Consider the following 20056-nt stretch of genomic DNA (forward strand, 5'->3'; position numbering starts at 1 on the left):
CACTATATCATAAATCAATAGTTGAGCATGAAAAAACTCCTTAAGAATTCTTAAGGAGTTTGAAGGGCATTTTGTTTCGAAATGAAATCATAAAGCCCCATGGCACACACTTGTAAGTCTAATTTTATGTAAAGGTACACTTCGTGATCGGTTGAAATTCCCTGGTTACTAAGTGTTCTTTCAACTTTAGACAAAAGATCATCCGCAATGAGCTTACTGACTTGATCGGACGTTTTTTCTGGATTTGCCAGTGTAATCGCCTCAGCAGATTTAATGAATACTGGTAACCAGAACGCTAATTGTTCGATAACCTTTTCGGGAGCAGTCGATTTCCCATAATGTCCAAAATAGATGGCATCAGGATGAAACTCCATAATCTTTTCTGCTGAATGCAGCATGTCATGAGGGTTGAATTGGTTAGGTGACGTCGATGATAAATACAGTTCTGCATCAATGAGTGGATAATAGACGCCAACCGTATCACCTGCAAATACCCCATTTGTTTTGGAATCATGAACTGAAAAATGATGCTTTGCATGCCCGGGCGTATCGATGAATGTAAGAACTCTATTTTCACCAATCGTTAATTTGTCACCATCTTCCATGACGAGTATGCAATCTGACGGCACCGGAATGATTGGATCAAAAAATTCATCGAACTTCTCCCCGTATACTGCTTTTGCACCTTGAACCAATCGGGAAGGATTCTCAAGATGGCGATAGCCTTTTTGATGAACGAGTATTCTTGCATTAGGACACTTCTCAAGAAACAAGCCCGCCCCTCCTGCATGGTCAAGATGAATATGTGTTACGACGATGTTGCGAATTTTTCTTAAATCAATGTGTAATTCTTCTAATCCCTTTAGTAGATGTGGAATAGATGGACTAGCGCTCGTTTCAATAATCGTTATCTCATCTTCTAGGAGAATATAACTCCCTGTTCGTTTTTCTAGCTTCAAGTCATAAAGGTCTACATGATAGAGGTCTTCCCCGATCAATTCAGGTTGAGTCATCAAAATCTTCCTTTCCTATCTATTTTTACTTCTATCAAGGAAGGTTCTCGATTCATACCAAATTCTCCTTTAAAGAATAGTATGGCTATCCTTCTACCGTTCTTTCGATCAACCGGGTAATATCCTTAAATCTATTTTCTCCACCATATTGGCTATCAAGTAAACTGCATAATGCAACGAGGTCAGCTAACTTTGCTAACTTTCTCCAGTTTGGAGATAGTACAACGCCGCTATTTCTTAACCCGGCTAATAGGCCATCCTCAAATGATTCCATATTAGGAAAGTGGTCATACCGAATCATATTTCCGATATCTAAATAAATACTACCTGCAAACGCAAATTCCCAATCTAATACAGCGCTTACTTCTGTGCCTTCAATCAAAAGGTTAAGTCCATTGAAATCACCGTGAACGAGACGTGCTTCACTTTTGTCTTCTAGAAAAAGTTGTGCGTGATTTTTTGCAAATGTACGAATCCGATGTGTTAATGATTTCGATATTCTAGAGGTCATAGGTCCCTTTTCAATAAAGGATGTGATGGTTGAATAGAAAGAATCAGGCGTAAGGCGAAATGGCTTCTCAACCTTTACATTCTTGTCTAGAAACCCCTGGGATTCGAAAGTGATTTGTCGTAATGATGCAAGTTGTTTTCCTACTGAATGACCGATTGCATACATTTCATTTGCGGAAGAAGTTAGACGATCACGTAGTAATACTCCACTCTTCCATTCAACAAGAGCAACACTGTACTCTGGTTGGTGTGAGATGTGTAAAAATCTTGGAGCTTTCACCTCCTCAGGAAGAATCCTATTAAGGTTTTGTTCGAGTATAAGAGTTTTCTTGTTTGTGGTAAATCTCGCAACAACCCATGTACCGTCCATTAGCTCGATTTTGTAGTTTGAGTGACTCAACCCACCTGCCAATAATTCGATTGTATTAATTGATCCATCAGGGTAATCGTTTTGTACGATTTCCGAGAAGCTTTTTAGATCTGGTTCAATAATTGGTTTATTCCGTTCCCAGTTCGTTTTCATCTATGCACCTCCACTAGTCGTTCTGTTGAAAAAGAGCTCTTTCTTGTTAGAAAGAGCTCTTTGGATTAATTCCACTTTATAGGTAAAGGCATTACGTCTTGGATTTTCTTTTCATAATTGTGCTTTTGATTGTTAGACATAAACAAACTTACAGAACCTTTATCATGACTTGTTCGAATTAAGCGTCCTATCCCTTGACGAAGTCTAAGGAGCATATATGGTAGATCCACGTGCTCTTCAGGGTTCGATGAATGATTTCTCTTTGCCTGGAAAACAGGGTCATTCGGTGGAAATGGGAGTGAAGATATAATCACTTGAGTAAGTGATTCACCTGGAACATCAAGGCCTTCCCAAAGGTGATAAGAACAAAGAACTGAAGAAGCATCGTCCTGGAATTCTTTAACAGTTTCACTTATTTCCCGATCACCTTCAAATATCATTTTAAACGTCCGGTCTTTGGTCTCTGACCAGGTTTTAAAACGGTTCATTTCCTCCAATGATGAGAAAAGTATGAGAGAATGACCTTGGTTTTTAGTAAGTGATTCCTGTATTTTTTCCCACTTTTCTTCTTCATCTTTTTCAACATCCCCTGTTATTTCCATTTGCTTTTCATAATCAAATGGAGAGTTAACGGAAAACGACGTTTGCTTTTGAATTCCTAAACTGTTAGCGATGTAAGAGAAGTCACCTGCTTGAGATAATGTAGCTGATGAGAATACAAACGGAATTTTTTGAGAAAATACTTCTTTTCTTAAGATATCTTCAACAAGTCGCGGCATAATGACGAGACTTGTGTCAGTAGCAGTTTCTTCTAACCAATGGATTCCTTCACCATCTCTAAGGAATGTTCTTAACCCATAAGCAAAGAACTCCAAATATTCTTCCATAATCTTTACATGATAATCATCCATCACATATAATTCTGAATCGAAAACAAGCTGTTCAAGTAGCGCATCAACCTTAGTCACGATTGTCTCAGCCATTGAAACAATGGATTCAGTTCTCTGAACATCTTTCCGAACTGATCCCTCAACGGATCTAGCATTGTTACTAAGGCGAGAGAACCACTCATCATGCAGCTCGAGGATATCTTCTACTAGAGTAAGTGACTCTTCTCGAACATCCTGATCCATATATCCGGTTAAAACACTTGATAAAGTTTCAGAATGGAATCGATATGTTAGGCCTTTTTGAGCTGAAAACTCTAAAAGGTGTCCTTCGTCAAATACCACGGTACTAGCTTCAGGTAATAGAGGAAGCTGCCCTTCTCGCTTACGAGACTCTTTCGTCCAAATATGTTCCATATAAAAGTCATGTGAGCAAATTATGAGGTCACTTGCTTGACGATAATGTTTTCGATTTAATGTTTGTCCACAGCGGTGGCGCCAGTCACAAGTAGAGCATTGTTGTAGAGGGTCCCATGCAATTGTCTCCCATTTCTCATTCGGGACCCACGGATATTCCTTACGATCTCCGTAACGATGGAAGGACTGCATGGAAGCTGCTGGCTCATAAACAAACTCTGGAATTTCATCATGGACGCTTAAGATATCTTCATCATCAGTGCGATGCGAAAGATAGTCGAGCTTTTTCACGCAAACATACTGTTCTCTTGCCTTAGCTAGTCGTACATCGACATTTAGACCAAGAGCTTTTTCAAGCTTCTCAATGTCGCCGCCTTTTTTAACTAGCTGCTCAATGAGCGTTTCATCTGCACAAGAAATGATTGCGGGCTTTCTTGTGTGTCTAGCATAGCAAATCGCGTATAGCAAATAGACAAATGTTTTCCCTGTTCCTACACCTGCTTCAGCAAATACGACACTTTTATTTTTAAAAGCCTGTTCGATCTGAAAGGCCATAAAGATCTGTTCATCACGAAGCTCATATCCGTGCTCTGGTAAGATGTCATAAAACACATCTCCTATATAGTCACCTAGCACATCATAAAATGAATCTTCTTTTGTTATTTCAAACGGTAATGGTTGAGTCATGTACGGTCTCCTCTTCTAGATTGGTACGTCCTCTTTTTCAAGAAAACCAACCTTTATCATAACAGATATACTAGGAAAAGTGTTGCTTTACTCTTTATGAGGTAGCGTTATTTTCTGGTAGTCGTCTAGCGTGTGAAACAAAATGGAATCAAACGAATGTATATCACTAAAAAACGCCTTAACAGGCGTTTTAGATTAACAAGTTAAATAAATCCTGATCTTTGTTAATTTCGATATAAGAGAAGCCATTAACCATCATTCGCTCCACTAATGGATTATAGTCTTCTACTTTGTTTAATTCGATTCCTACAAGGACAGGTCCTTTATCCCGGTTGTTCTTTTTCGTATACTCAAAACGTGTAATATCGTCAGTTGGACCAAGTACATCAGCCATAAATTCCTTTAATGCTCCTGCACGTTGGGGGAAATGGACAATGAAATAATGTTTTAACCCTTCATAAATCAAGGAGCGTTCCTGAATTTCTTGCATTCGGTTAATATCATTATTACCCCCACTAATAATACAAACCACATTTTTTCCTCTAATTTGATCTTGATAGAAATCCAAAGCAGCTATAGAAAGTGCACCAGCTGGTTCTGCTACAATGGCGTTTTGGTTGTAAAGTTCAAGAATGGTCGTACAAATCTTTCCTTCAGGCACAAGAATAACGTCATCAAGCAGCTGCTTGCATATTTCTAGCGTAAGTTTTCCGACTTGTTTTACTGCCGCCCCATCAACAAATTTATTGATGTAATCGAGAGAAACCATCTCATTATGATCAATAGAGCTTTTCATGCCCGGAGCTCCTTCAGGTTCAACGCCAATAATTGTCGTGTCAGGATTGATACTCTTCACAAACGAGCCTACACCAGAAGCAAGACCCCCTCCACCTATTGGGACCATCACAACATCAACATGATCTAAGTCATTCATAATTTCTAGGCCAACTGTTCCTTGTCCTGCGATTGTGTGATAATCATCAAAAGGATGGATAAAGGTTTTTTCTTCACTAGTACAGTACTCAGTCGCTGTTTTAAATGAATCATCGAAGGTATCCCCTGTTAGGATGACATCAACCGAAGAACCACCGAAAAGTTCTACTTGAGAAACCTTTTGTCTGGGTGTTGTTGCAGGCATGAAAATATGCCCTCTTATGCCTAGTGTTTTACATGAATATGCCACTCCTTGAGCATGGTTTCCTGCACTTGCACAAACAATCCCTCTAGCTTTTTCATCTTTGCTTAACCCTTGAATATGATTGTAAGCACCTCGAATTTTAAAAGATCTTACGTTTTGAAGGTCTTCTCTTTTTAAGTAGACATTGCAATTGTACCGTTCTGAAAGGATGTCATTGCGTTGAAGTGGCGTTCTTAATGCTACATCCTTCAACACCTGATTTGCGATAATGATATCTTCTACTTGTACTTTGCTAATTGTTTTACTCATTCTCGCTCTCCCTCTATTTAATAAGAATAATCAAACTTTTTAGAAATCATTTTAACATAGTTTAGCACAGTTTTACGTTATTGCATTAATCGAGTTTAATTTCATATCAATATCGTCTCGTGCTACAATTCGTTAAAGAGTAATAGCAAGAAGATTAGGAGGTAATAGAAGTGACTAATTGGGCATTTGTGTCAGATTTCGATGGAACAATTTCTAAGAAGGATTTCTATTGGTTTGTTATTGAAAACTATTATCCAGAAGGAAGAGTGTTATATAAAGAGTGGAAAGCGGAAAAAATACAAGACATTGAATTTCTAGGTAAGGTTTTCAAGTCTATAAATAAAGATGAAGCGCAAATCATCGAAGATATAAAGACGTTACCAATTGATCCTCATGTGCCGGCATTTATCAAAAAGGTTCAACAAAATGGCGGGGACTTTTATATCTTAAGTGCTGGTACGGATTATTATATTAAACATTTACTAACGTATTATGGGATCGAAGGCGTCCCCGTTTATTCAAACAAAGGCTACTATGAAGATAACAATGTTCACCTTTCTATTGATTCAACTCATAGGCACTATTCTGAAAGATATGGCATTGATAAATCTCTCGTAATTAAAGAACTAAAGGACAGCTATGATGAAGTGTATTTTGCTGGGGACAGTGAGCCAGACTCTCATGGAGCAAGAGAAGCGGACTTAACTTTCGCAAAAGATGCGCTTCAAGATATTCTGAAATATCGTGATGCTCCTTACTTCCCTGTTGAATCTTTCGCGGATATTGAAGAAGAGCTTAAAAATAGAGGGAAACTAAAATAAGAAGGTGCGGGGTTCTTGCACTTATTTATTAAAGTAATACACACAAAAAGGCTGCTTAATCTACAGCCTTTTTGTGTGTATTGTTGTTAACATAATAATAATATATTATAGTTCTGTTCTGATATCCCACAGCTCAGGGAAAAATCGATGATCCAATACTTTCTTTAAGTAGCCTACTCCTGAGGATCCTCCTGTACCTTTCTTAAATCCTATGATTCGCTCCACTGTTTTCATATGCCTAAAACGCCATTGTTGTAACCAGTCTTCTATATCAACGAGTTTTTCTGCAAGTTCGTATAAATCCCAATATTTGTCAGTGTTTCGATACACTGTTAGCCAGGCATTCTTAACAGAATCATACCCATCATACGTGTTCGTTACGTCTCTTTCTAAAACTTCTTTATCTATCTCGATGCCTGCACGATCAAGTGCTCGAATAGCAGCGTCGTAAATACTTAAGTCATTATAAGCTTCTTTTAATGTTTGGTGTAGTGTAGGATCTTTTTCATAAATCTTTAGTACATGAGGTGTTTTGTATCCAAGGGCAAATTCAATCATACGGTACTGATAAGATTGAAAACCTGAAGCCTGCCCTAAGGAATCTCTAAATTCCATATATTCGGAAGGGGTAAGTGTGGATAGAACGTCCCACGCTTGTATAATCTGCGTTTGGGTTTTCGATACTCTAGCAAGCATTTTAAAAGCAGTTGACAGTTCATCATTTTCGATGGCGTGAATCGCACCTTTTAACTCGTGGAGTATTAATTTCATCCATAGCTCACTAACTTGATGAATAATGATGAACAACATCTCGTCATGGTGGTCTGAAAGCCGATTTTGACCAGATAGAATTCTATCAAGACTTAAGTATTCACTATAAGTCATGTTGTCTTTAAAATCAGTATGAACTGTTGATTCTGTAGGATCGATATGTTTTTTATTCAAAGTAACCCTCCTAATATTGAAAGCGCATTCATTATATCATTCTAATAATTTTATTTGAAACCTCTTTATTAGTTCGATAGCGTAAATCACCCAATAATCTATCAGTTTTAGCTGAGGCGATTGGATTTGGTTCCCTGGTGGAAAACCATTTTACATTCCTCATTCGTGCATTTCCAGATCGAACTTCGAAGGGTTTTAGATTGGCAATCGTCTTTTGTCAGTGTGTATGTAAGAAGCATCACGTCATTTGATAATGCAACTACCTTCGAACTGTCCATAGAAAAATGGACGGGTCCTTCCTCGGATAGTCCCTGCAAAACGTCTTCTTTACATAGCCTTTTTCCTGAACTGCCAAATTCTTCGAAGTCATCATCTAACAGTTTATCAACTTCTTTTTTTGAACTTCTTATATCTGGTTGTAATAAACGCTTTTCAAGTTCAATGATCAATTTTTCAACTTTTTTCAAGTGTTTTCCCTCTTTCTATTGAATTTAAGGCTTGGTTGTGGGATTGGTTTACTATAAGGATTAATATTTTATATATAAAATACGGTAATTGAAATTATTGAAAAGTCAGACTATTGAGCGAGGAAGAACAGTAGATTTCCAACTATTCTTCTTAATTTACAACGGTGCTAGTTGTCTTCCACCTAGGTTCATACGACTGGGTTACAAACGTTTTCTTACTGGCATATTCTCTGATCACATCTTTGATTTCATCAGGTTGATAAGTATAGTTTCTATTATTTGCTAAGGCTGGATAACCCGAACCTCTTAATAAATAATCTGATGAAGCTACACTGTACCATCTTTCTTCATCTATTGGTTCATTGTTAACCTTAATCAGTTCGAGTTTTCTCCCATCGTGCTCTATTTCTACCCCTGATACATGAAGTCTTCCAACATATTTCCCTCTGAACCCTGGCCCTCTTCCATCAGCCATACAAACAGAGCTGTCGAGTGAATGTTGTAGCGCTTCTTTCAAGAATTTACCCTGTATTTCAAAATACGTAGGATTTAATGGTGAAGGGCAAATTTCAATTAATTTCTTCTCAGAAACGTACTGAATAATACCGGCGTTCGCTATCCCGCTATTTATTAATCCTATTTCGCTTGAGAACCGGTCTCTTAAGCCATCGGCAATCAAATTAGAGAGTGGGTTCTCTTCTAATACATCGTGCCAGAGTGGCTTATCTACTTCATATAGTGGTGAGCTTAGTTGGGTAACAGCTTCTTCCTTGCTTGTTTTTAGAATTTGTAAAACCTCTTCATCATTCTGTGCTTTGGAAGTTGAAATTGTAGAAGAAGCTAATAGCTCAACGGATGAATGAGAGATTTCTAATTCGACTATTCCAATATGCTCTCCATAGTTTCCTGCCGAATTAAGTATCGTACCGTTTACAACCTTTGCTTCGTCATATAACACATGGTCATGTGCTGATAGAATAAGGTCGATCGCATCGATTTCTTCGGCTAGTTCTAAATCTGCCTCAGTACCTACATGATTCAATACGATGCATAGATCAAAGTCCCCTCGGAATTTGTTTATCTCTTCTTCTATCGCTCGTTTGTAATCTGTAATTGCAAAACCCATCAGTTCATTAAACTCTTGTAAATCCGGCGATGCTCCAGTTATAAATACTCTAAGCCCATTATGATGAAGGATTACGCTACTTTTGACTCCTGAAATCGGATCGCCATTCATTTTCGTTAAATTACAGCTAATAAATGGTAATGAGCTGTTCGTGGCCATATGTTCAAGTGTACCAATTCCATTAAACAATTCGTTATTCCCTATTGTGATTGCAGAATACCCTGCAGACTCCAGCATCTTAACAGCTGCAATCCCTTTTGTTCCCTGAAGTTCGATACTTTTGAAATCTGCAAAATCTCCTCCATCGAGCAATATCGTATTTCCATCCATGTAGTCTCGAATTAATGAAACAGCTTTCGTATAGTTGTCGAAATGACTATGAATATCGTTTGTATGTATGATATTTAACTTCATGCCTGCCTCCAATATGATGTGAATTAACTTATTTTCTTCCAATAGTAGGTATTCTTAACTAAAGTCAAAAGTCCTGCTAGAATCGATCACGATTAGAAGCAACAAAAACCCCTACATCAGCATGTAAGGGTTTGGGTTTCATATATTTTTTTCTTATCAAAACTCATAAAACAATTATGAACAAATATGCTCATGACGAGAAGCATTCATGCTTATTCTAAATCACCATTTATCAAAACTTGATTAAGAAATTCCCTTATCACTCTCGGAGACTGAAGCCTTGCGGCAACAGCAGGTGGTTCCGTTCGCTTCATTCCTTCAAATGGCATTCCGATCCAAAGTGTTTGACGATCAAGTGCAACGAATGGAAAAGAGACTGTACTTTCGGTTTCCGTGGTACCTTTCTCCTTTGAACAGAAAGTCACCTTAGTTTTCAGTTGATTAATAAGTTGCTTCCACTCCATCGTCAATTCAGTACCAGAAGGAATAGAGATAAAAATTTCTTTCGCTCTTTTCATTTCTTTGAAGATTTGATCAGTTTTTATCGCATGAGACCAGGTTAATTTCTTGTGAGGGTGTTTTATCCAACTCCCAATTTGTGCTGGGCTTACCTTTTCCCCTTTCTCGACTTGGTGATCAACAAGTTTACGGAGCGTTTTAGAGGAAGGTATATTTTTATTGACGAAATGAATGTTGCTTACATGAATGAACTTCCCTTTCGTCCTCGTCATTGCAACATTAATAAGTCTTTCGCTGTTCTGGCCGGTAATCAACATACCTGCTCGGTTCATAGGTTCACCATCAACGGTATCGAAAACCATCATGTCTTTTTCACTGCCTTGAAAACGATGAACGGTAGCTGCCAATAAATCCAATTCATCGTAACCTTCTAACAACTCTTCAAGAAGAAGATTCATTAAGTTTGCTTGAGCCCTATAAGGGGTGACATATCCTATTGAATTCATCCCATCATTTATTGCCTCAAAAATCGCCTGGAAGGATAATAGTAATTGCCAAATATTCATCCGAGATTTAGAAGCGTTTCCAGTAAAACAATATTGCCCTGTAAAACTAGTATCGATTAGAACAGATGGTTGGGATTTAAAAGGTTTTCGGGTTGAAATCGATTCTCTTGAATGAAAGGTTGATTCATGATCTTTCACAAGAGAGTGATAGACATAGTGATTTGTAAATGCTGAAATGACAGGGTGTGTTCGTCTTTGCTCATTTAACAAAAATAAATTCGGATGAATTTGTGATTGTTCAATATCTTTAACGATTCCGGAGCAATGAAAGATATCTTCCCTTAACCACTTCGTTATTAATGCACTCCTACCTGATGCAATCGGAGGAAGTTGTTTGAAATCACCACATACAATAACTTTCTTCCCAAGCGATGCCGCAAAAGCAGCTTGAGGAACGTAAGCCATACTCGCTTCATCGATAATCACTAAATCAAACCGTTTTTTATAAATAGTTTCATCTATAGCAGCTCTCGAGAGCGTTGTTCCAACAACTGAGGCATCCTTTACAAACTTTGTTTCTTTCACACGAATCTTTTCCAGCACTTGTGCCAGTTTTGATTCAAGGTTAATCAGTTCTTCAGAATCGCGCCTACTGAACGATTTTGAAAGATCTTCTTTTAATTTCTTTCGCTCTTCAAAGATTTTTTCTTTCTCGGAAGCTAAACCAGGATGTTTCTCCATTAATAGTTGATCAGTAAATAAAGGAAGATGAGACTTCACATTACGTTGTAACCCATATCTCATTATCTTTCCTTCTTCAAACTTGCTTTTGATATCAGTGAAATTAACTGTTTCTCTCATCAACACATCTACAGCTTGATTACTATGTGAAAGGATTAGCACGTTATGACCTTTAAAATAATGGTTGGCAGCCGTGCGAGCTAATTTATGTGTTTTCCCTGTTCCAGGTGGGCCCCACACATACGTCACGGGATTATATTTCGAACGAAGAATTAGCTCATGTAAGCTATTTTTCACTTTATTCTCCGGATGTTTTGTAGTCGTTGAAGGATTCATTAATCTCTTGACCCGCTCTAACCTTCCTTTACTTTCCTTTACTTCATCGAGTCGTTCAATTAATTCTTCTAACAGTTCCCAGGGATCATGAAAAAGTTGAGCCTCAGGAATCACACTTCCAAAACCCCCCTCTAACTTCAATATGACATTTCTCCCTTCAGAAGAAAGGATTCGTCCTTCTCTTTTAATATGTTTCATTTCTATACGGACTTTAGCTCCAGTTGGAATTTGTAAATTGGTCGTTGTTTCAAAGTAATATTTGTATGCTCCATTATTATTAGACAACAATTGACCATTAATTATCCGATTTGGTTTACTACCGAATTTTTTCAAAAAGGAGATTTCTGACTGTAGTGCTTTTTGCCATTCTTCAAGAATCTTTTTCATCATCGATCGCTTCCTTTGCAAAATAAAAAAAGCCAAATGGCTTTTCAATTTAAACACTATATCACGGACTGTAAAATCTCTCTACTGCTATGTATGATGGTTCTTAACATGTTGAAGGAGAATTTCTAGTGCTTTCGTTTGGAATGGTGATCGCATCACAATTGAGAAAGTACGTTTGTATAGAAATTCAGGAAGCTCAATTACTGCTAAAGTACCGAGCTGTAGCTCCTTGCGAATCGCCCATTTGGATAAAAAACTAATCCCGATTCCCGCTTCAACAGATTCCTTAATGAGCTGTGTACTTCCGAACTCCATTGTTTTTGTAGGTAAAACAGAAAGTTCTTTCCACATATTCTCAGTAGCTTCTCTTGTTCCTGATCCTGTTTCACGTACAATCCATGTTTCATCGGTTAATTCTTTACAATCTTTATGTACAAGAGAGTGGTTCGGTGACGCAACAATAACCATTTCATCTTTTGTAAAGTTCGTTACCGTGAGTTCTTTCAGAGGGTGATCTCCTTCAATAATTCCGACATCTAATTGGTGCGTGTAAACTAAATCTCCTATTTCTGTTGAATTTCCAATTGTAACGGTAGGAGAAATTAATGGATATTTTTGATGAATCCGCGCCAATACATGTGGTAGGACATATTCTCCATAGGTATAACTCGCTCCGATTTTGATTTTTCCACTCGTTTTATTTGTTAACTCATCTATTAAATCATTCATCTTAGAATATAAGTTCAATAATTCCTTTGCATGATGATAAACGATTTCCCCAGCTCTGTTTAATGAAACTGTACGGTTATCGCGCTCTAGTAGCCTCGTTCCGAGAGATTGTTCAAGATTCTTAATGTATTGACTTACTGCAGGTTGTGTCATATGTAAGTCTTTTGCAGCTTTTGAAAAATTCTTGTTTTCGACGACAGAAACAAAAACTCTAAATTGTTGATCCATAGGCGCCCCCCCTATTATAAGTGATTAGTTATATATACCATTATAATTATTTATTTCACTTATAACAAACGTCGCTTTACAATGTAGTAGGAATGGAGAGTGCGGTGATGAACATTAATACTATAAAACATCAATTTCAGCTATCATACAGAATGCGTTGGAGTGCTGGAATATTATTCACATTTATAATTGCTTTTATAGGCTACTATGTAGCGAAATTACCTGTGTTTCAGCTAACTGGCCAACTCGCATCAGCAATATTTATAGCCATTATTTATAGACAGATAGCAGGATATCCAGAAATGTTACGAGAAGGCATTACCTTCTCATCTAAAAAGATCCTGCGTTTTGCGATTATCCTGTATGGGATCAAGCTTAATGTGGGATTCATTTTACAAGATGGCTTTTCCATCTTACTAATTGGAGCCGGAGTTATACTCTTCAGTTTCGCAGCAAGTATGTGGCTGGCAAAACTGTTTAACGCAGATCGTTCGATCACTGCTTTACTTGCTGCAGGAACTGGGATTTGTGGAGCTGCAGCGATTGCAGCGGTAGCTCCTATCTTTAGAACAAAAGATGAAGATACAGCAATTGGCGTCGGAATCATCGCGTTATTCGGAACGATTTTTTCTGTAGCGTATACATTGATACGTCCACTATTGCCTTTTAGTGCCGCTGAGTATGGCGTATGGGCAGGGATATCTCTTCATGAAGTTGCTCATGTTGCTCTTGCAGCTGCACCGGGTGGTGAAGATGCACTTGCAATGGCCCTTCTTGCAAAATTAGGGAGAGTATTTCTATTGGTTCCTGTATGCTTGATTCTGATTTATGTGATGACCCGAAAACGAAAAGATGAGACACATAACGCTGTATCTTTTCCTTGGTTTTTAGTTGGGTTCGTAGTTATGAGTCTAGTAGGAACGTATCTTTTAGGTCCCATCGTCCCTTTCTCTGAGAATGCTGTTCAAACAGTTAACAACATTACCACATGGTGTTTAACAGCTGCTATGGTTGGACTTGGACTAAATGTAAGCTTAAAAGATATAAAAACAAAGGCATTAAAACCAGTATTGGTGCTGTTACTTGTATCTATCAGTCTCTCTTCGCTAACTTTTCTAATTGTAAAGTTCTTATACTAATTTCTATACAATGAATATCTAAAGAAAGAGGCACCGTCAATGACGATGCCTCTATTAGCTATTCAGGATTATATTCTGCAAGTGATATAGCGATTCGATCCTCGATTTCTTCAATTTTATCTTCATCCAAAAATTGATTGATAATGATTGAGAAAATCATGGGATTCTCATGTTTCACGTAACCTGATAATGAAGAAACACCTTGTAACGTTCCTGTCTTCGCAAACACAACATTTTCAGCAGCCGTGCCCTTCATACGATTACTAAGCGTTCCACCTACGAATCTCCCTTTCGAACCAGCAACTGGAAGTGAAGTGAAATAGTGGTTGAACCATTCACTAGACTGTAGTTTGTAGAGTAGCATACTAAGTTGATTAGGTTGAATCAAGGTAACGTGAGAAATGCCTGATCCATCCCTTATCAGTATATTATCAGGCTGTAATCCTTCCTTCATCAAATAGTCATTCACTACTTCTAATCCAGCTTCCCAGCTTCCCTCGTCTTTCTTACGCTTTCCCATCTCTTTCACTAATATTTCTCCATGTCCATTGTTGCTTAGTTTCATAAAGGGGATGAGCAGTTCATGAAGTGGCATCGATTTTTTGGTGGTCAAAATAGTGACATCTTCAGGAGCTTTGTTGATTTGTAAGTTTTCGTTTATCGTTATGCCAACATTTTTTAACGACTGCTCGAACAAGCGTAGAGCGTACATTGCAGGATCAGAAACTGCGATCCAACTTCTCTCTTTTGCATCCCCTATCGAGATTCTACCCTTAACGGTAATTAGGTTTGTTCCATGCTTGCGATTAATAAAGATTTCTGTTTCCTCATCTGGAGCCACCGAAGTCGCTGAATTTTGAACTGTAACGTAGTCCGTATTTGGTGAGGTGGTTACTTTTGCACTTTCACCTTCTACAGTGCTTGGGAACACTTCAACGATAATCGTTCCTGCATCATAATCATGATTAGGAGCAGAAGTTAGAGCAGAAACCTGAGAACCATAATATTCACTTTCATCGGTCCAAATCATATCCTCGGACAGTCTTTGAGTATCATACCAGGATTCATCTCCAATAAGATTACCCTCAATCCTGTTTATACCCTTTTCTTTTAATGTAGTAGCAAAATCATCAAAATCTTCCTTAAGAATGGTTGGGTCGCCCCTGCCTATCAAGTAGAGATCACCTTTTAATACGTCTTTCTCTATCTTTCCATTTGTCGCTACATCTGTTATAAATCGATAGTTATGACCAAGAGTGTCTAACGCTGCTGCGGCAGTAATGAGTTTCATATTTGAAGCAGGGGTCAATCTTGTGTCGCCGTGATGTTCAAATAGGATGTCACCTGTATCAGCTGCCCGAACACTAACACCTGCAATTGCTCCTTTAAGTCCTTCATCTGAAAGAATGTTTTTGAGGTTTCTAAATAAATCTTGGTCATCTTGACCTGCTTCCGATTGATTTCCTTTTCCATATGATAAGTTGGAGAGTAAAAGGATTACACTAAGCATGATGCCAACGCCTACCTTAATGGTTATTTTCAAAAGATGCTCTCCTCCTTAATTCTTTTTTGAATTTCTGAATCCCTTTTCTTATGTAAAAATAAAAATGGAGTCATAGCGATTATATTCAACTCGCATGACTCCATTACATATTATAATGATTAATTGTTAGAATGAACTGCATCATTTAGAATGTTTCAGCTCCTGTTCATGTTTAATTCGTGATATCTTTTCTTCTTTTTTGTTTTCTTCTACTTGCATCTGAAGTCCCCAGCCGTCAGGAAAGAGCAAGCTTCCACTCAACGATACGGTCCTTCTTTCACGCATGTTTTCATCTCCCTTTCGATTATTTGTTAAGTATTTCGTCACCCGAATGGTTTTTTCCTCTTTTTAAGTCAAAATTATATCTTTATTCCTAAAATCATGTAATTAATCGTATCGCATTGAGGAGTTTTGTGCATTTGCAGTAAAAAAAACCTATATTTAGATAAAAAACACCAAGAACCTTTAATTCGGTCCCTGGTGATTATCAAACGCATTCGCTGCAAGTAATGAAATAACAGCATCATCCATCGGAGGATTGTGAAGGCCAGCCCTAACATCTCGATAATACCGTTGCATCGGGCAATCGTTAAATAATCCTCTAGCTCCAACTATTCTCATGGCAAGATCTACAACAGTTGATGCTCCATTTGTTGCAACATGTTTTACTGCTGCTAATTCACCTGCCATACCCTTACGCTTATCGGGTTCAGTAACCCAGCGCCAAGCTATACTGTACATCATTTCCCTTGCTTTCAGTAGCTCTAATTCCATTTCGCCTATTTTTCTTTGAACCTCCGCTACATCTTTAATTGGTCCTGGCAAGCTATTAGGGCTGTACTCGGAAGCAAATTTTATCGCATAGTTTCTTGCAGCAATCGCGACGCCGAGGTAACATGCAGGTATATGTAGTAACCAAGCTTTTGGAAGCTTCTTATCTCTAGGCTTTTCAGACTCCTCGATAAGAGCATCAAGGGGAAGCTTGACATCTTGTAAAACAAGATCATCACTTCTTGTTCCTCTCATCGACATGGTATTCCATTTCTTTTCAATACTAATTCCTTTTGATTTCATATCTACTAGGAAAAAGCCTTTTTTTCCTGACTGGTTAATCTCCCCTGAAACTAGCGCATAATCTAGTCCAGGTGCCATTGAAGTGAAACTTTTTCTTCCATTAATAACCCAACCGTTGTCTCGTTGAATGGCTCTTGTTTCTGGCATTGCACCACGAGTAGGACTACCACTCGCGGGTTCTGTAGCTGCTCTATTGATCAAGGCATTCTCATCCACTACTAACCTCGCCATTCTTTCAAATAAGTCATCTGACCACTCTTGATCATCTACCATTTCGAGCATAATCCCAAGGTGCCAACCAACCGATAAAGCTGTTGAAGCATCGCCCGAAGCAATTCTTTCCTGGAGCATAATAAACTCATATAAATTTATTCCTTTACCACCAAATTTCTCAGGAACAGTAAGAGAAGTATAACCTTTTTCTTTCATCGCATCGAAATTCTCATAAGGAAAGCGACCTTCTTCATCAATTTCCTCAGCATGCTTTGAAAAAGTTCTCGCTAGCCCGTCTGCAAGCTCCAATAGATCCTTTTGATGGTTATCCTTCAAATAAGATTCGTATAAATACATAGAATTGCCTTCCTTTCCAATCAGTTCACCTTATCTTCATCATACATCAATGTATGTACTAATCTCTAGTAGACTGATCGGAAATAAGAAGAAGCGACTTTGTAGCTCGTTATTCATCAAAACGATAGACGATATCCATATAATAAAACTCTGGTGTGATCACTAGGTCCATCTCGTTAACATCTTTGTCGATTAGGTAAATCAATATCATTTTCACATGTCCGCCAGATTCTAATCTGTATTTATTCCATCCCTTTTTGTCTGCGATTACGAAACTATTTGGCTCTATTTTCTCGTCAAGAACTTTCAACTTTGTATAATAGCCTTTAAACCCTGTACCATATTCCTGGAAATTCTCTGCATATAGTTCAAATATGGCGTATTTCTCGTTTTCTGAAAGCTCTTCAACATTTGCCTCCTCCGGAAGATTGTCTAACTTTTTCACTTGTAGCTTAAATAATTTATTTTCATCCATATCTGTTTCAATAAAAGCTTCTCCATCTTTATAAACTTTCTCATTCTTTGGTGCTTGTTTCTCTTCTGCAACGGCTTTGTCAGCTGCCACTTCAGGTTCTCTAATCATGGTATACCAGGAACCAGTAAAGAAAGCTGCAATCAACAAGCTCATTATTAGTCCAATAAGTATCATCTTCATCTTGAATCCCCCCTATCCTTGTAGACGGATCCACTTATAAAAAGTTTCATATAAAAACAGCCTTTAATAAAAGGCTGCTTTGACTAAAACTTTATTGTCTTTTTATTTGAAGACACACCTTCGATATTACGTACTGTTTTACTTTTTTTCACCGTTTTTTCATCCTTATGTGTTCCAAACAACATATCTATAAATGGATTTGATACGCCATACCAGTAGTTTTCATTTTTGAAATGGTGAAGTAAATGCGTTTGTTTCAGCCATTTACCAAAGCTGGATCTCGGTGTAATTGGTTGGTGTGCAACAAAATGCTTCCATTCATAAACGAGCAGCATCGTCATTAATCCTGACGCAAAAGCGATCGTGGTAACAAATGAAGAAAAGAAAAGATAGTATATTAGTGATATACCAACAATTTGGGGGATGCTATACCAGATTGGTAAGAACATGAGATGTAAATCATTCGGATCTGTGTGATGATCGTAATGTAATCTCTTTAAGACCTTTAGAGCGAAGGGATTTTTAGGAGGTTTTAAATGAAAAAGGAATCTGTGCGTTATATATTCATTTAATATAAAAATGAATAACCCGCCAAAAAATGAGATTAAAACAAATAGAGAAACCCCACTCATTAGTAAATAAACCAAACAAACCGCAAGTAAACTCAATAAGTATGTTATATCCTTTACGAAGATAAACTTACGAATCCCGGTGTTTTCCAATTAAATTCCCTCTTCTCTTATTTTAAGGACTCATCAATAATTCAATCCACTTTTTATTGATTATTACAACTATTCTCTGCCTTGTGTAGAAATCCTTCAAAAAAAACCACCCATTAGCGGGTGCTTTTTTTTGTGTAAGCTTGTTGTAATCTAGATGATACGCTCCCTATGCCGTAGGAGCTTAAATACCTCTTGCTTTCCTGTGGACGAACGTCCAAGCCTCAAAGCGAACAAAGACCGTCCACTCTGAGTCTTGAACGCCCGTTGGACCACGGGAGTCAAGAGGTATTCACTCCTACTAGAGTACATTCAATCAAAGTTAAACTTTCCGATCTATTACGCTAACAAACTTTTCAGTGCGTCATTTTGAGGTGGTTTATTCTTGGTTTATTCCTTCATATTAAAGCAGATTGAAGCGGAAGGATGCCCGCCCCGCGGAAAGCGAGCATCCTAGAGCGTAAATCACCACTATTTTGTTGGCCGATTCCTTAGACTTTCTCAACAGCCTGACCACCCTATCCAGGGTGGCTATATTTTCGTAGGTTTTTGTTTAAGTTTTGATTTTCTATTTTGATGAGCGGCGGGAGATGTTTTTACTAATTCTTTTTCTGACTTTGCATCCTGTTCGAATGCTGCCATGCCTTTCCCAAATAACAGGCTCATAGCTGAATCCTCCTTAAAATAACATTACACACCAATTTCCGATTTATCTCAGGTTAAAACGTGAATTTAGATATTTATAATAAAAATTTTTAATGATTTTCAAGCATACCTTCTGTCTCATTACAATACGTCTGGACTGCCATCAGCTGGTTCAAAGATTCTTGTATTCGCTGTCTATTTGGGTCTTTTTCTACAGTTTCTAATGCGTGTTGTAAATTTCTTTCAGCTTCTTTTAATTCCTTACATGTTTCCTGTACATATCCTCTAGCATTCTTTTGCATAATTACACCCCTTTCTATTTAGTATTGATCATGAAGAACGTTTTCATACAAAAAAGACAGGCATTAAGCCTGTCTTTGGTTCAAGATTGATTCACTTGTTCTTTAAGTTCTTCCAGTTCTTTTAAAAGTGTAAGAACCATTTCGTCGCTTTGTTTTAGCTCTTCATTTAATAAGGTAATCGTATCTTCTTTCCAAGTGAAAGGATCACCATTATCATGTATTTTCTTCAGGTTTTCAAACTTGTCGCCCTCTTCGATACCTGGTACAAATGCAATTAAGACTTCACAACCGGGATCACCTATTGCAATTCGCTTTCTTAAATTAACCTCACCATAATTGAAGTGTCTCGCAGCAATACCACCAAACACACTAGCAGTCATCTTACACAGATGAGGAGCATCTTTCACAAATTCCCCGAATGGACAAGAGTTAGCTTTAACAATAACATAATGTGGCGTTACTTCTGAAATGAAAAACTCTCCACCAATGGAATTTTTAATATCCACAATAACCTTTGCATATTCATCAGGAGTCCAACTTGGTATGTCATAATAAGACTCGAGCCACTCTCCTGAACGAATACCTAACTGTCTGATGTATTCTTGGGCTTTGGAACCAATTGTTCGATGATGGATATGAGCATACTGAGTAATCAGCTTACATAGAAAGTTATTTGCTGACAAAGGCTCTTTAACAGCCATACTCACCACCTGTCCTCCTATTGTGTTTCTTTAATCATAATGCAAATCGGAGTGAATTGATAGAA

The 20056-nt window shown here is 37.8% G+C and carries 19 protein-coding genes; 2 read left to right on the forward strand and 17 right to left on the reverse strand.

From position 1 onward, the window contains the following. Window positions 1-50 precede the first annotated feature (50 nt). The 4 genes from SJY16_RS09785 to ilvA form a co-directional block, all read right to left on the reverse strand. Window positions 51-1013: an MBL fold metallo-hydrolase gene (locus SJY16_RS09785; RefSeq protein WP_377888971.1), complete on the reverse strand. Its 963-nt coding sequence runs from the start codon at window positions 1011-1013 to the stop codon at window positions 51-53. Between the two features lie 85 nt (window positions 1014-1098). Further along, window positions 1099-2046: a phosphotransferase family protein gene (locus tag SJY16_RS09790; protein WP_377888972.1), complete on the reverse strand. Its 948-nt coding sequence runs from the start codon at window positions 2044-2046 to the stop codon at window positions 1099-1101. 65 nt (window positions 2047-2111) lie between these two features. Further along, window positions 2112-4037, reverse strand: a complete 1926-nt coding sequence (locus tag SJY16_RS09795) for an ATP-dependent DNA helicase (RefSeq protein ID WP_377888973.1) — start codon at window positions 4035-4037, stop codon at window positions 2112-2114. Between the two features lie 190 nt (window positions 4038-4227). Continuing rightward, a complete protein-coding gene (gene ilvA, locus SJY16_RS09800; RefSeq protein ID WP_377888974.1) occupies window positions 4228-5484 on the reverse strand; it encodes a threonine ammonia-lyase IlvA in 1257 nt (418 codons plus the stop codon). Between the two features lie 170 nt (window positions 5485-5654). Between ilvA and SJY16_RS09805 the strand changes: the two genes are divergently transcribed. Further along, window positions 5655-6305: an MtnX-like HAD-IB family phosphatase gene (locus SJY16_RS09805; protein ID WP_377888975.1), complete on the forward strand. Its 651-nt coding sequence runs from the start codon at window positions 5655-5657 to the stop codon at window positions 6303-6305. A gap of 105 nt (window positions 6306-6410) precedes the next feature. Here SJY16_RS09805 and kynA read toward each other — a convergent pair whose 3' ends face one another. The 5 genes from kynA to SJY16_RS09830 form a co-directional block, all read right to left on the reverse strand. Beyond that, window positions 6411-7250, reverse strand: coding sequence for a tryptophan 2,3-dioxygenase (gene kynA, locus SJY16_RS09810; protein ID WP_377888976.1), 840 nt, complete (start codon window positions 7248-7250; stop codon window positions 6411-6413). A 107-nt stretch (window positions 7251-7357) separates the two neighbouring features. After that, complete coding sequence (locus SJY16_RS09815) at window positions 7358-7717, reverse strand: nuclear transport factor 2 family protein (protein WP_377888977.1); 360 nt, start codon at window positions 7715-7717, stop codon at window positions 7358-7360. A 151-nt stretch (window positions 7718-7868) separates the two neighbouring features. Continuing rightward, a complete protein-coding gene (locus tag SJY16_RS09820; RefSeq protein ID WP_377888978.1) occupies window positions 7869-9257 on the reverse strand; it encodes a bifunctional metallophosphatase/5'-nucleotidase in 1389 nt (462 codons plus the stop codon). A gap of 212 nt (window positions 9258-9469) precedes the next feature. Then, entirely contained in the window at window positions 9470-11689 is a 2220-nt protein-coding gene (locus tag SJY16_RS09825; RefSeq protein WP_377888979.1) for a DEAD/DEAH box helicase, read from the reverse strand. A gap of 84 nt (window positions 11690-11773) precedes the next feature. Then, a complete protein-coding gene (locus tag SJY16_RS09830; protein ID WP_377888980.1) occupies window positions 11774-12643 on the reverse strand; it encodes a LysR substrate-binding domain-containing protein in 870 nt (289 codons plus the stop codon). Between the two features lie 107 nt (window positions 12644-12750). On the opposite strand from SJY16_RS09830, the gene SJY16_RS09835 reads away from it, so the two are divergent. Next, window positions 12751-13782: a YeiH family protein gene (locus SJY16_RS09835; protein ID WP_377888981.1), complete on the forward strand. Its 1032-nt coding sequence runs from the start codon at window positions 12751-12753 to the stop codon at window positions 13780-13782. Between the two features lie 58 nt (window positions 13783-13840). On the opposite strand, the gene dacB is transcribed toward SJY16_RS09835, so the two are convergent. The 8 genes from dacB to SJY16_RS09875 form a co-directional block, all read right to left on the reverse strand. Next, window positions 13841-15325, reverse strand: a complete 1485-nt coding sequence (gene dacB, locus SJY16_RS09840; RefSeq protein WP_377888982.1) for a D-alanyl-D-alanine carboxypeptidase/D-alanyl-D-alanine endopeptidase — start codon at window positions 15323-15325, stop codon at window positions 13841-13843. Window positions 15326-15466: 141 nt separating this feature from the next. Beyond that, complete coding sequence (locus SJY16_RS09845) at window positions 15467-15610, reverse strand: hypothetical protein (RefSeq protein ID WP_377888983.1); 144 nt, start codon at window positions 15608-15610, stop codon at window positions 15467-15469. Window positions 15611-15790: 180 nt separating this feature from the next. Then, window positions 15791-16969 carry an acyl-CoA dehydrogenase family protein gene (locus SJY16_RS09850; protein ID WP_377888984.1) on the reverse strand — a complete coding sequence of 393 codons (1179 nt, stop codon included), beginning with the start codon at window positions 16967-16969 and terminating at the stop codon, window positions 15791-15793. A 109-nt stretch (window positions 16970-17078) separates the two neighbouring features. Further along, on the reverse strand, window positions 17079-17624 hold the full coding sequence (locus SJY16_RS09855) for a hypothetical protein (protein ID WP_377888985.1): 546 nt from the start codon (window positions 17622-17624) through the stop codon (window positions 17079-17081). Between the two features lie 83 nt (window positions 17625-17707). Then, complete coding sequence (locus SJY16_RS09860) at window positions 17708-18346, reverse strand: sterol desaturase family protein (protein ID WP_377888986.1); 639 nt, start codon at window positions 18344-18346, stop codon at window positions 17708-17710. Window positions 18347-18874: 528 nt separating this feature from the next. After that, complete coding sequence (locus tag SJY16_RS09865; protein WP_377888987.1) at window positions 18875-19009, reverse strand: hypothetical protein; 135 nt, start codon at window positions 19007-19009, stop codon at window positions 18875-18877. Between the two features lie 89 nt (window positions 19010-19098). After that, window positions 19099-19290, reverse strand: coding sequence for a hypothetical protein (locus SJY16_RS09870; protein WP_377888988.1), 192 nt, complete (start codon window positions 19288-19290; stop codon window positions 19099-19101). Between the two features lie 80 nt (window positions 19291-19370). Beyond that, window positions 19371-19991 (reverse strand): methanogen output domain 1-containing protein, encoded by a 621-nt coding sequence (locus tag SJY16_RS09875; RefSeq protein WP_377892160.1) that lies wholly within the window; start codon window positions 19989-19991, stop codon window positions 19371-19373. Window positions 19992-20056 lie beyond the last annotated feature (65 nt).

The sequence above is a fragment of the Alkalihalobacillus sp. R86527 genome (assembly GCF_042466185.1).
GTDB lineage: Bacteria > Bacillota > Bacilli > Bacillales > Guptibacillaceae > Guptibacillus.